Source organism: Chryseobacterium aurantiacum (assembly GCF_003020585.1).
GTDB classification, from domain to species: domain Bacteria; phylum Bacteroidota; class Bacteroidia; order Flavobacteriales; family Weeksellaceae; genus Chryseobacterium; species Chryseobacterium aurantiacum.
This window is the reverse complement of sequence record NZ_PXUE01000001.1, coordinates 992,226-1,005,080: the sequence shown is the minus strand read 5'-3', so window position 1 is coordinate 1,005,080 and position 12,855 is coordinate 992,226. Positions and strand designations below refer to the sequence as shown.

Annotated in this window: 13 protein-coding genes; 5 read left to right on the top strand and 8 right to left on the bottom strand. The window is 36.6% G+C overall.

Annotated elements, in window-relative coordinates:
- Positions 1-4 precede the first annotated feature (4 nt).
- The 6 genes from ureE to C7D53_RS04540 all read right to left on the bottom strand — a co-directional run bounded on the left by ureE (position 5) and on the right by C7D53_RS04540 (position 4,164).
- Positions 5-514: an urease accessory protein UreE gene (gene ureE / locus C7D53_RS04565; protein WP_106915182.1), complete on the bottom strand. Its 510-nt coding sequence runs from the start codon at positions 512-514 to the stop codon at positions 5-7.
- Positions 504-1,154: a hypothetical protein gene (locus tag C7D53_RS04560; RefSeq protein WP_106915181.1), complete on the bottom strand. Its 651-nt coding sequence runs from the start codon at positions 1,152-1,154 to the stop codon at positions 504-506. Before C7D53_RS04560 ends, ureE begins: the two co-directional genes overlap by 11 nt.
- Positions 1,155-1,239: 85 nt before the next feature.
- Positions 1,240-2,961 (bottom strand): urease subunit alpha, encoded by a 1,722-nt coding sequence (gene ureC / locus C7D53_RS04555; RefSeq protein WP_106915180.1) that lies wholly within the window; start codon positions 2,959-2,961, stop codon positions 1,240-1,242.
- Between the two features lies 1 nt (position 2,962).
- Positions 2,963-3,331, bottom strand: coding sequence for an urease subunit beta (ureB, locus tag C7D53_RS04550; RefSeq protein ID WP_106915179.1), 369 nt, complete (start codon positions 3,329-3,331; stop codon positions 2,963-2,965).
- Positions 3,332-3,343: 12 nt separating this feature from the next.
- Positions 3,344-3,646, bottom strand: a complete 303-nt coding sequence (gene ureA, locus C7D53_RS04545) for an urease subunit gamma (protein WP_103290300.1) — start codon at positions 3,644-3,646, stop codon at positions 3,344-3,346.
- A 152-nt stretch (positions 3,647-3,798) separates the two neighbouring features.
- On the bottom strand, positions 3,799-4,164 hold the full coding sequence (locus tag C7D53_RS04540; protein ID WP_106915178.1) for a hypothetical protein: 366 nt from the start codon (positions 4,162-4,164) through the stop codon (positions 3,799-3,801).
- 410 nt (positions 4,165-4,574) lie between these two features.
- Here C7D53_RS04540 and pruA point away from each other — a divergent pair, with 410 nt between their 5' ends.
- From pruA to C7D53_RS04525, 3 genes are all read left to right on the top strand, one after another.
- Positions 4,575-6,200, top strand: coding sequence for an L-glutamate gamma-semialdehyde dehydrogenase (gene pruA / locus C7D53_RS04535; RefSeq protein ID WP_106915177.1), 1,626 nt, complete (start codon positions 4,575-4,577; stop codon positions 6,198-6,200).
- A 388-nt stretch (positions 6,201-6,588) separates the two neighbouring features.
- A complete protein-coding gene (locus tag C7D53_RS04530; protein ID WP_106915176.1) occupies positions 6,589-6,807 on the top strand; it encodes a cytochrome C551 in 219 nt (72 codons plus the stop codon).
- A gap of 215 nt (positions 6,808-7,022) precedes the next feature.
- Positions 7,023-7,226, top strand: coding sequence for a hypothetical protein (locus C7D53_RS04525; RefSeq protein ID WP_106915175.1), 204 nt, complete (start codon positions 7,023-7,025; stop codon positions 7,224-7,226).
- Between the two features lie 403 nt (positions 7,227-7,629).
- Here C7D53_RS04525 and C7D53_RS04520 read toward each other — a convergent pair whose 3' ends face one another.
- Entirely contained in the window at positions 7,630-9,255 is a 1,626-nt protein-coding gene (locus tag C7D53_RS04520) for a tetratricopeptide repeat protein (protein WP_162926077.1), read from the bottom strand.
- A gap of 294 nt (positions 9,256-9,549) precedes the next feature.
- On the opposite strand from C7D53_RS04520, the gene C7D53_RS04515 reads away from it, so the two are divergent.
- Positions 9,550-10,710 carry a thioredoxin family protein gene (locus tag C7D53_RS04515; RefSeq protein WP_106915173.1) on the top strand — a complete coding sequence of 387 codons (1,161 nt, stop codon included), beginning with the start codon at positions 9,550-9,552 and terminating at the stop codon, positions 10,708-10,710.
- A gap of 86 nt (positions 10,711-10,796) precedes the next feature.
- Here C7D53_RS04515 and C7D53_RS04510 read toward each other — a convergent pair whose 3' ends face one another.
- Positions 10,797-11,819 (bottom strand): 3-oxoacyl-ACP synthase III family protein, encoded by a 1,023-nt coding sequence (locus C7D53_RS04510; RefSeq protein WP_106915172.1) that lies wholly within the window; start codon positions 11,817-11,819, stop codon positions 10,797-10,799.
- Between the two features lie 73 nt (positions 11,820-11,892).
- On the opposite strand from C7D53_RS04510, the gene C7D53_RS04505 reads away from it, so the two are divergent.
- Positions 11,893-12,792 carry a magnesium transporter CorA family protein gene (locus C7D53_RS04505; RefSeq protein ID WP_106915171.1) on the top strand — a complete coding sequence of 300 codons (900 nt, stop codon included), beginning with the start codon at positions 11,893-11,895 and terminating at the stop codon, positions 12,790-12,792.
- Positions 12,793-12,855: the final 63 nt, after the last annotated feature.

Below are 12,855 nucleotides of genomic sequence, written 5' to 3'. Positions count from 1 at the left end.
AGTATTATTCATCTTTTGGGGCTGCCATTTTAAGGATTTTGGTGAAGATGGTTGATCCGAGACTTCCATGTCCGTGAGGTTCTACATTGGATTTAAGAAGATTCAACAGCTTTACGGATTGTTTTTCAGGCTTGAAACCACTTGCCTCCAGCCATCTGAACATGGGCATTTCAAAAGGAAGCAGCACTTTATCCTCCTGAATAAAAAGTGGAATATGCTTGTTCCCTATTTCATAACATACCGTTCCCATTTCTAATAGAGAACCCGGTTCCATTACAATAGCATCTGTTTCCAGAACATTAATGGCTATTACTTTTTCTGTATCTTCAAAAAGAATATCTCCTTCTCGCAGGCGTTGCCCCTCCTTAAGAAACTTGATGGCGACATCAGTTCCCTGTCTGGTTTTTTTGCGTTGGATCCTTTTGGTGGTTTCAAACCATTCCAGATCAAGATAATCTATGTTTTTTTCTGAAGGATTTTCGGTTAAGTTGCCTATGGTTTGATTAATTATCATCTTTTCTCGATTTTTTTCTGAAGTCAAAGTTTTTAGAAATGCCTACTCCGAATGTTGAACCACTGATTCCCGCCACATAGCTTTTGGTCCAGCCCACCTCTTTTACTTTGGTTTGAAGCATAGAAAGCTCAGCAAATTTGAATTTCAGTGCCCAGCCGCTTCCAAGCAATATCCCGATTAAAGGATAGGCACGAAGACGGAATCCTGTAAAGTTCTGCATAGAATCTGCTGTTCCTGACACCTGCTGTCCCCAAACATAATGAGCATCCACTTGTCCTATCAACACAAAATATTTCCCAAGCATTAATGAGGGACTATACCAAATTCCTGCTTCATTTTGCTTATAAACAACATCATGATTAACAGAGTTTTGAGAATAGGCATAATTGATTCCAACAAGGTCATTATTATTGATGAAGTACCCTACTCCAAGCGGTGCACTGGAAACAGTACTGCTGCTGCTGGATGGGGTGGTAACTTTAGAGTAGTCCAATGAACCATAGACCATAAACTGTCCTTTTGGTCCGTCTTCATCACTTTTAAGCCTGTGTCCTCCCAGAAACTGGGCGTTTACATTCCCTGAAAGCATAGACAATCCTGCTAATGTGAGAGAAAAAACTGCTTTATTTAAATATTTCATTCTAAACTTATTCTATCATTATTTTAAATTTTTCTTGAATAAATCTTATAGGCATTGGAAGCCTATAAGATCAGTCAGATTTGTTCTAGAACAAGTAATACAACTGCGTTAAGGGAAGTTTTTCCGCAGGTTCACAAGTGATATATTCACCATCTACCGTTACTTTATAGTTTTCAGGATTTACTTCTATTAAAGGAGTTTTATCATTATGAATAAGGTCTGCCTTAGAAATATTTCTACAGTTTTTTACAGGAAGAATCATTTTTTCCAATTTGTAAGAGGCAATGGTTCCATTATCGATAGAAATCTGAGAAACAAAATTGGCACAAATACCAAACTTAGCTTTTCCGTGGGCTCCAAACATATTTCTGTAGATAATTGGCTGCGGCGTAGGAATAGATGCGTTAGGGTCTCCCATTTTAGCAGCAATTACAAATCCTCCTTTTACAATCATTTCAGGTTTTACTCCAAACAATGCAGGTTTCCAGATCACCAAATCTGCTAATTTTCCTTCTTCAAGAGATCCTACATATTCTGAAATACCATGTGCAATGGCGGGGTTAATTGTATATTTCGCAACATATCTCTTTGCACGATAGTTGTCGTTTCCACTATCTTTATCTTCTGCCAAATCCCCTCTCTGTTCTTTCATTTTACTGGCCGTCTGCCAGGTTCTTGTGATAACTTCACCAGGTCTTCCCATGGCCTGAGAGTCTGAACTCATAATACTGAAGACTCCCATATCGTGAAGAATATCCTCCGCAGCAATTGTTTCAGGACGAATACGTGAATCTGCGAATGCCACATCTTCAGGAATATTCTTGCTCAGGTGATGGCAAACCATCAGCATATCCAAATGCTCATCAATGGTATTGATGGTGTAAGGACGTGTAGGGTTGGTAGAAGCAGGTAGTACGTTTGGATACATGGCTGCTTTTATGATATCAGGAGCATGTCCCCCACCAGCACCTTCTGTATGAAATGTATGGATTACTCTTCCGTTGATTGCCCTCATGGTGTCTTCCAGGAAACCTCCTTCATTTAAAGTGTCTGTGTGAATAGCCACCTGAACGTCATATTTATCTGCCACTTTTAATGCGGTATCTATGGTGGCAGGGGTGGCTCCCCAGTCTTCGTGGATCTTCACTCCTAAAGCACCTGCTTCCACCTGCTCTTCAATGGGCCCTTCTGCAGAACAGTTTCCTTTCCCGAAAAAACCAAGATTCATTGGATATTCTTCTGCTGCTTCAAGCATCTTCTGCATATTGAATTTACCCGGAGTAACTGTTGTAGCATTAGTTCCGTCATTTGGGCCGGTTCCTCCTCCAATCATTGTAGTAATTCCGCTATACAAAGAGGTTTCAATTTGTTGTGGGCAGATGTAATGGATATGGGTATCAATACCTCCTGCTGTTACGATATATCCTTTTCCTCCGTGAACTTCGGTTGAGGCTCCGATAATCATATTAGGAGATACACCATCCATTGTATCAGGGTTACCCGCCTTTCCTATTCCTACAATTTTACCGTCTTTAATTCCGATATCGCCTTTTACGATTCCCCAGTGGTCAATGATTACTGCTCCTGTGATACAAAGGTCTAAAACGCCTTCATCTCTTTTTGCCGTTACATTTTGCCCCATCCCGTCACGAACTGTTTTTCCACCTCCAAAAACGGCTTCGTCTCCGTAATGGGTGAAATCTTTTTCAATTTCAATGATGATTTCCGTGTCACCCAGTCTGATTTTATCTCCAGCTGTTGGACCCAGTATATTTGCGTATTGTTTTCTGTCTACGTGTAAGCTCATCTTAATGATTTTTAAAGTTTAATTCTTCAATTTTTGCAAGGCTTATTTTTTTCTGTTCTTCAGAATTTATCTGCCCATCAACAAGGTTATTGAAGCCTATTGCTTTTTTGGTCCCTCCTATTTCCACAAGTTCCACTTCCTTTTCTTCTCCCGGTTCGAAACGAACTGCAGTACTGGCTACAATATTCAGTCTCTTTCCGAAAGCTTTTTCGCGGTCAAAGCTCATGGCTTTATTGACTTCAAAAAAGTGAAAGTGTGAACCTACCTGAATAGGACGGTCTCCTGTGTTTGTTACTTTTATTTTTACAGTTTCTCTGCCTTCATTGCAGATGATTGTACCTTCTTTTACAAAAATTTCTCCTGGTATCATGATCAATAAGGATTAACGGATTGGGTTGTGTACGGTTACCAGCTTTGTTCCATCAGGAAAAGTGGCTTCTATCTGAACATCGTGGATCATTTCTGCCACGCCCGGCATCACATCTTCCTTAGTAAGAAGATTGGCTCCCTCCTGCATCAGTTCAGCTACTCTTTTTCCGTCTCTTGCGCCTTCAAGCAAAAAATGGCTGATCAATGCTATAGATTCTGGATAGTTTAGTTTAAGGCCTCTTGCCTTTCTTTTTAGAGCAAGCTCTCCTGCCAGAAATAGCATAAGCTTCTCCGTTTCTCTCGGTGTTAAGTGCATAATATTTTTATTTAAAATTGGGCAAACAGTATCTTGTCTGCCTTGTTGTAAAGGCAAATAAGAAGTGTTCAGAAATTTAAAATTGAGAAATGAATTTCATGGATCTGTATGAGTAATACAAACCACAATTCATCATTAAAACATAAAAAGGATTAGCAGCCTGCTATCTGCAGGGCATGATACAGAATGTATCTGGGTGCTGTAATATAGGTACCGCCTTGAACAGCTGCAACCTGAGTATTATAAGAATAATCTGCAAAAAAATAGTTTAGCCATTGTTCTGCAAGTACTGAATAATCAAATTTTACCTTCTCCCAATCATTGGAATCCTGTGCATCCTGCGCATCTGAAAAACTATAGATTTCAGGTTGGGTCTGCTGATCTGATTTTTGCTGAAGAAGATGGATTTTTGATAAGACATCAGAGTATGGTTGAGTTTTCCCTTTATGTGCAAAAATACTTACACATAAAGCTGAGAAAAATAATACAAAAGAGAAAAATATGACTCTTTTTTTCATACCTGTTAATAATGATGTAAAATTAGAGTAATCTTAAAAGATGGGCTATCAAAAAATTTATTTAAAATGTTCAAAATCGCAACAAATGCAATTTTAATGAAAATTCACATTTACCCATAACATCCTTGTTTACAATATTTAACAAGAAAAAGCGAACTATGACAAATATTTTTTTGTCTCTATTCACATCATTATACTCTATTCAATTTTATTTTATCTTATTCAAAACATTAAACAAAACCCTAAAAAATTATTACTTTTTATTCTCAAATACATAATATTTACCACATATTGGTTAACAAAAAAGTTTATTTCATAAAAACAGGCGGTATTTTTTTCTTTCCTTATAATTATCGTAAATTTGTATACAACTTACTTATTTAATTTTAATAAAAATAATAAAACGTAATATGTCAAAAGCAATTTCGCAAGTACCATTAGCGGTAAATGAGCCGGTAAATTCTTATGTACCGGGATCTCCAGAAGTTAAAAGCCTTATCAATACCTACAAAAAAATGTGGGCTGAAAAGGTTGAAATTCCAATGATCATCAACGGAAAGGAAGTAAAAACTGACGAAAAAGTACAGCTTCAGTCTCCACAGGATCATGCTCATGACTTCGGATTTTATTACAAAGGTGGTATGCAGCATGTGGATGACGCTATCAACGCGGCATTGGCAGCTAAAGAAGATTGGAACAACCTAGGTTGGGAACAACGTGCAGCTATTTTCTTAAAGGCAGCTGATCTATTAGCTGGTCCTTACAGAGATATTATCAATGCAGCAACGATGATCGGACAGTCTAAAAACGTACATCAGGCTGAAATTGATGCAGCTTGTGAGTTCATCGACTTCTTAAGATTCAACGTAGAGTTCATGACAGAAATGTATTCTGAGCAGCCGGTTTCTGACAACGGAATCTGGAACCGTGTAGAGTACAGACCATTAGAGGGATTCTGCTTTGCAGTAACTCCTTTTAACTTTACGGCTATCTCAGGAAACCTTCCTACTTGTATGGCAATGCTAGGAAACGTGGTGGTTTGGAAACCTTCTGACAAGCAGGTTTATTCTGCTAAAGTAATCATGGATGTGTTAACTGAAGCGGGGCTTCCTGCAGGGGTAATCAACATGATCTTTACAGATGGAAAAGATACTGCTGAAAAAGTATTGGCTCACAGAGACTTTGCTGGTCTTCACTTCACAGGTTCTACAAAAGTATTCCAGGGAATGTGGAAAATGATTGGTGACAATATCCATAACTACAGAACATATCCAAGAATTGTTGGAGAAACAGGTGGTAAAGACTTTGTCATTGCTCACCCGTCTGCTAACGTAGAAGCTGTAGCTACTGCTTTGGTAAGAGGTGCTTTTGAATACCAAGGACAAAAATGTTCTGCTGCTTCCAGAGCTTATGTTCCTAAATCTCTTTGGGCAGATGTGAAGAAAGTAATGGAGGCTCAGATGAGCACTATTAAAGTAGGTTCTCCGGAAGATACTTCTAACTTCGTAAATGCTGTAATCGACAAAAATTCTTTCGAAAAATGTAAAGGATATATCGACAGAGCAAATGCATCAGGTGAAGCTACTGTAGCTATTGGTGGAACATGTGATGATTCTAAAGGATGGTTTGTACACCCAACTGTAATTGAAACTACAAACTCTCAATATGAAAGTATGGTAGAGGAAATCTTCGGACCAATCTTATCTGTATTTGTTTATGAAGATAAGGACTGGAAAGAGACTCTTAAAGTAGTTGATTCTTCTTCTCCTTATTCATTGACAGGTTCTGTGTTCTCTCAAGATCGTTATGCAATTAATGAAGCTTACAAAGCTTTAGAAAATGCTTCAGGAAACTTCTACATCAATGATAAACCAACAGGGGCTGTAGTAGGACAACAACCTTTCGGTGGTGGTAGAGCATCAGGAACTAATGATAAAGCAGGTTCTAAGATGAATCTTCTAAGATGGACTTCTGTAAGAAGCGTAAAAGAAACTTTTGTTTCTCCAAAAGATTACAAATATCCTTACCTAGGGTAATTCATAAGTAATAAGTAATAGGCAATGAGTAATGATTGTCTGTTCTTTCAATACAGCCTCGAAACTGAAGTTTCGAGGCTTTTTTATGAAAATAAACGGTTCAAAATGCAAGGTTCAAGGTTTAAAGTTTAAGGTTTAAAGTTTAAAGTTAGTCGGAATCAGAAAAGAGCTTTACTCCCACCACACTCTAATACCCTAATACCCTAATACCCTAATACCCTAATACCCTAATACTCTAACACTCTAATACTCTAATACTCTAATACTCTAATACTCTAACATCCATTACCTAACATCTTTTAACAAACTTTACCTATATTTTACAACTTCCCGACCCCTGTTAGGAATGGTTATTGTTTTTTTACAATTACACCCAAAATAAAATAGTATGAAAAAGTTATTGCTAACAGCTATCGGCGTAGGATTATTTGCAGTGAGCTGTGGAACCAAGGAGTCGTCAATGTCAACAAGTAACAATGATTCAATTGCAGTAGATAAGGCACAAAAAGCAATGCCTGCTACAACTGATACCACGGCTACAAAAAAGACAAATCCTGACAACCCTAAGATGAAAACAGATTCTACGTCAGCTACTTCTGTTAAATAAAATTGCACACGTTTAATTTAAAAATGGAAAATCTGTAGATGAAATGGCTACAGATTTTTTTTTTGATCTTAAGTTTTGACTAAAGTGAAATGACAATTGTATATCTAATGAAAATGAGCTAAAGTCCACTCCTAGTGAAATTTAACACTAAGATCTTTTAATCTTTTACAAAAATCACTATATTTGATTAACACCAAACATTAAAAAGTATTCGTATGAAAAAGCTATGGATCGGGGCAGTTCTTGGACTTCTTTTCCTTGGAAGCTGTGCTCAAAACAAAGAAAAAAGGGAGGCATTTAAGGATGCCCACAATAAGGATTCTCTGAGAAACAGAATGGGAGACTCTGCTGTGGCCAATTCTGAGCCGGCACCCGTAGAGACTTCGAAAACAAAAACCGACAGTACAAAAGCTAAATAAATCGCAAATCCACAGATGATCTGTGGATTTGCACTTAAAAAAACTTGACTGAAAAAAACCGGGCAATCAACCCCGATTATATTGTATCACCCTTATTCCTGTTCAGAATGGGAAATTTTAGCAGATAAAAAGAGGAACAGTGATTATCTCATAACTGCGAAATAGACACGTGTTCCCTATCTAAAGTTTCATGGTTTGGCTTGTAGCATATTGAGAATTTATCTTTGCTTTTATTTCAGAAGAAACAGAATAGCCTCGAAGATAAAATTAATGAGCTGCATGATGATTGTATTCATTCCCGTAAAACTGTCGCAAAGATAGGATAGCAACGGTATTACGTAAAATAATAGGTTATCCATTTTCGCGAAAAGCGGTAATATAGAAGGAAAACAATTATTATTTTTTAATCATTTTCGTGAAAATGAACACCTTTACCTGTTTGATTTTCAGTATCCAGATATTTAATATAAGATGACGGTGAAAAATCAGTAACCGCCTTGAATACAGCAGCAAACTTACTATGTGAAGAGAAGCCGCACTCATCAGCAAGGATGCTGATTTTATATTGCCTGTACTTTTCATCGTTAATCAGTTTGTCTACAATATAATTAATCCTTAATCGGTTGATATAGGTTTTAAAATCGGAACTTTTGTGCTGATTGATCACGTAAGAAAGGTATTTTGTATTGGTATTAAGCTCTCCTGCCAGAAAAGAAAGAGACATTCCTTTATTATTATATAGATTTCCTTTTTCAAATCCTTCAAGAAGCTCAAGCAACTTGGTTTCTGTTTCGGAGGTCATCAGAGAGTCATTTCTTTTTCTGTCTGCTTCACTGTCTTTTTCGGCAATTTCCTCTACAGATATATTTGAAAATTCAGAATGTTCAGACTGTTTTACAATCTGGCTTCTATGGCTGCTGATCATGTTCACCTGAGTTCTTATAATATTCCTAAGTTTAGAACGTTGCTTTTTTTGCTTGGTCCTGAAAAATATAATTAAGCCAACCAGAGAAACAAACAAGATAACAATGGCAGCATTCTTGGCTGTACTTATTTGTCTGTTTCCTTTGCTTGTTTTCCCGGCCAAAACACTGCTTTTCCCTACAAATTCCTGATTACGGGCAGCAATACTATCATACGCCCTTACATATTTCACAGCATATAAAGAAGCTCTGTAGCTATCCCCCATTCCTTCATAATAATCATTGATATTAGAATATACTGCTTTTTTAAGCTTCAGGCTTCTTGAAGTATCTGCTATTTTTTCTGCTTTTTTTAGATAGAGTTGTGCATCTTTCCAGTTTTTCTGCTTCAGACGAATTCCGCCCAGCCCGTTATAAACCAGCCCTAGGGTACAGCTTCCCTCTTTAATTAATTCTTGAGCCTTTTTATAATAGCTTTCAGAAACATCATAATCATTAAGCTTAAAATAAACATCTCCCAATAACTGATAGGAAGCCGCTAAGGTTTGGTCCTCATTTGGGCTGTTTATTTTCTCAAAGTTCTTTAAGGAACGCTCAATATGTTCTATAGCATTTGCATAGTTTCCAATTTCCATTTCATAGAAAGCCATTTCCTGGTTCAGCAAGCCTTCCACTTCATTACTTTTCTGAAAATCAGAAATTTGTCTTGAAGCCTCGAGTCCTTTAAATATGTATTTTTTGGCTCTCTCGTATAACCCTACCTGTCTATATTGTCTCGACAATAATCTGCTTACGCGGGCCATCCATTCAGCATCATCCATCTGATTGATAAGTGAATGGGCATTTTCACTATAGCATATTGCTTTTTTAATTTCTCCTGCATGGTGATAAAGTTCTGAGGAAAGAAAAAGACTCTTTACTTTCTCCTCCGGCTTTTGTGCCGACATATAGAGAGAGTCTGCTGTCTTGATGGCTTTGCTTAAATCCTTATAAGCAGTGATGGAAGAAGTTCTTTCACAGGCTTGGTCGAAGCTGTTCTTTTTTTGGGCAAATATGGGGATTGCTGTGATCAGCAAAAACAAAATTCTCAGTAGATTATTAGACATAAAAAAACAAATTATTATTCTATAATAATTCATCATTTTTTCACGAGGTGTCTTTTTGTTTTTTACAAAATTAACAATATTTTGCTTTTGAATGAAATATTCTTCTGAAATTTAATCATTTAACTAAAATTGCGTTTTACATTAATTTTAACAATAAGTCTAAAACAATAGATGATTTTCCTTCATATGAGCCTATACCCATAATTAAAAACAAAGTTCATTGATAATTATTTTCAATATGAACTGCTTAAATGTCATCATATTTATTACATTTGCAGGGAATAAAAAGTTTTTATGAAAAAATTAGCAATACTTTCTTCTCTATTTATAGGTGCTCTTGCTTGGGCGCAGGGAATCAAATTCGAGGAGGGCAACTTTGCCTCTGTCCTTGCCAAGGCTAAAAAAGAAAACAAATTAGTCTTTATAGATGCCTATGCTTCATGGTGTGGACCATGTAAACTTATGGTGAAAAATATTTTCCCACTTAAGACTGTAGGTGATTACTACAATTCTCACTTTATCAATGCTAAAATAGACATGGAAAAAGGTGAAGGAGTAGATATTGCAAAGAAATATAATGTAAAAGCTTTCCCTACCTATCTATTCATTGATGGAAATGGTGAAGCGGTACACAGAACACTGGGATATGTGGAAGAAAAAGACTTCATTCAGTTTGCAAAGGATGCTGAAGATCCAAACAAAAGACTTACTTCCCTGAAACAGCAGTTTGAAAAAGGAGAAAAAGATCCTGAATTTTTAAGAAATCTTGCCGGGCTTACCATGTACAACGATGCAGAATTTGCAGGCAAAGTACTGGACCGTTATTTTGCACAAAAAAAGGAGCTTGATCAGGATGATGTTCAAATACTTCTTGCAGGAACGCAAAGTACAGAAAGTCCTTTGTATAGAATCTTTCAGCAAAAAAAGAATGAGATTGTAAAATTTTTCCCGGAAGATAAGTATGAAAAGTTTGACAAAAGTATTAAACTGAATACTATTTCTAAAAAGGCTTACAATGCAGATACAAAAACCTGGAATGACAATTACTTCATAACAGAAACTCAAAAATTAATGAGTAAGGAAGATGCTGAAAAGGCTTTAAAAAGAGCGAAAGCCAGCAGAGCTTTAAAGAACAAAGATATTCCTACTTATGAAAAATTGGCTCTGGAAATCTATCAGGATTATTCTTCGGCAAGCTCCGGCGAGCTCAATTCACTGGCCTGGAACTTTTTTGAAAACATCACTAATAAGTCTTCATTAGAAAAAGCAGTAGCTTGGGCACAAGAGTCTGTAAAGAAAGATCAGAACTTTGCCAATACAGATACCCTGGCTAATCTTTACAATAAAATGGGCGACAAGAAAAATGCAAAAATGTGGGCCGAAAAATCCATTGAACTGGCAAAAAGTTCAGGAGAGGATTCTTCTGATACAGAGAAATTATTAAAAAGCCTTTAATTGGTAATCTATAAAATGAAAAAAACCGCAGATTGTTCTGCGGTTTTTTTATGTTGTATCCTGTTGATAGCTCTTTTCTGCTCCCATTAGTATTCAAAAAGAACACTTCCCCAGGTAAACCCACTTCCAAAGGCAGAAAGAAGGACTAAATCTCCTCTTTTAATTTTGCCTAATTCAATGGCTTCACTTAATGCAATTGGAATGGAAGCTGCCGTTGTGTTTCCGTATTTTTGAATATTATTAAAGATTTTATCATCTGGAAGTCCAAATTTCTGCTGTACAAACTGAGCAATTCTAAGATTCGCCTGATGTGGAATAAACATGTCAAGATCCTCAACTGTTTTCCCTGCCTTATTTAAAGCTTCCATCATCGTCTCCGGAAATCTTGTTACCGCATGTTTAAATACGAAGTTTCCGTTCATGATTGGATATACTTCCTTATTGGTTACATTTTCCGGTTCTTTTCTCATTCTGTCGCTCCAGCCAAACTTAGAACCTGGGAACTGAGTACAAAGTTCATCAGCATATTTACCTTCAGAGTGCATATTTACGGCTAAAATATCTCCTGCATTTTCATCTTCTGTTGCAGAAAGTACAACCGCTCCTGCTCCATCTCCGAAAATAACGGAAACCCCTCTTCCCTCATCAGAAAAATCCAATCCGAATGAATGAACTTCTGCTCCTACAACAAGGATATTTTTATAGGTTCCTGATTTTATAAACGCATTAGCAACACTCATAGAGTATACAAATCCTGAACACTGGTTCCTTACATCTAAGGCTCCAATGGTATCACATCCCAGCATATCCTGAAGCAATACTCCACATCCCGGAAAATAATAATCAGGAGATAGGGTTGCAAAAACAATGTAGTCGATATCTTTAGCTGTTAAACCTGCTTTCTCAAGGGCCTTTTCAGAAGCTTTGAATCCCAGGTAAGCTGCTGTTTCCTGAGAATCATTTCTATTTTTTCTGTGTCTTCGTTCCTTGATGCCAGTCCTTTCCGTAATCCATTCATCATTAGTGGTCATTAATTTTGCTAAATCATCATTTGTAACAACATTATCTGGAACATAAAATCCAACTCCTTTTATTGTACTTTTAATCATATAGTTTTTTAATTTTGGCAAAGATAAAACTTATTTAACACATACTTTTTCAAAATATTAGTATTTTTACTTTATGCCAATTGATACGATATACAGAAGCTCCCACTGCGAATGGGTAGATGTAGAGGCTCCTACTGCAGAAGACCTAAAATTTCTTCATGAAAGATACGAAATCAACAATCTTCTTCTGGAAGATACCATAGACCCTAATCACCTCCCGAAATATGAAGAAGACGGAAATGTAAAGTTCTTCCTTCTCCGCGAAAGTACAGAACTGGAAAGGAAAAACCTGAATACGATAAGTGATATCAGTACAAAGATTGCAATTTTCATACTGGATAAAACCATTATTACCATCCACAGGATGAAAACCAGAAGCATTTCTGAAACGAAAAAAAAGCTTTCGGTAATACAGGAAGAGGCTACCCCTCAAAAAATTGCCCTGATGATTGCCATACTCATCATGAAGAGCTTTGATGATGAATCTATAAGCCTGCTGGAGACTATGGACAATATTGAAAATGAGATTTTCCTTAAAAATACCAATCATACAAGCCAGATCCGAAGATTATATAAGCTAAAACGAAAGTCAGGACTGAATTCCCGTGTGCTGATCATTTCCAGTGATGCCATTGACAAATTCAAGCTCTTGAATTTACAGGATTCTGAAATTGTGGATTTAAAGGATAAACATAAAGATGTTGTAGCAGATTTTGATCATTTGAATATACAGATAACCAACCTTATTTCGATGTTTTTAGCTCTTTCTGATCAGAAAGCCAATCAGGTAATGAAAGTTTTAGCCATTTACTCAGTCTATTTCTTACCGATAACCTTTATTGCCGGAGTATATGGGATGAACTTTGATAATATGCCCGAACTTCATCATCAATACGGTTATTTCATCACAATAGGTGTCATGTTAACCGTTGTTGTCAGTACATTCATTTATGTACGACGTAAGCAATGGTAATAGCTTGAAATACAATTTCATATCATTGAAAAATAGAAAAGCTTAATTTTTCAGCACCACCAA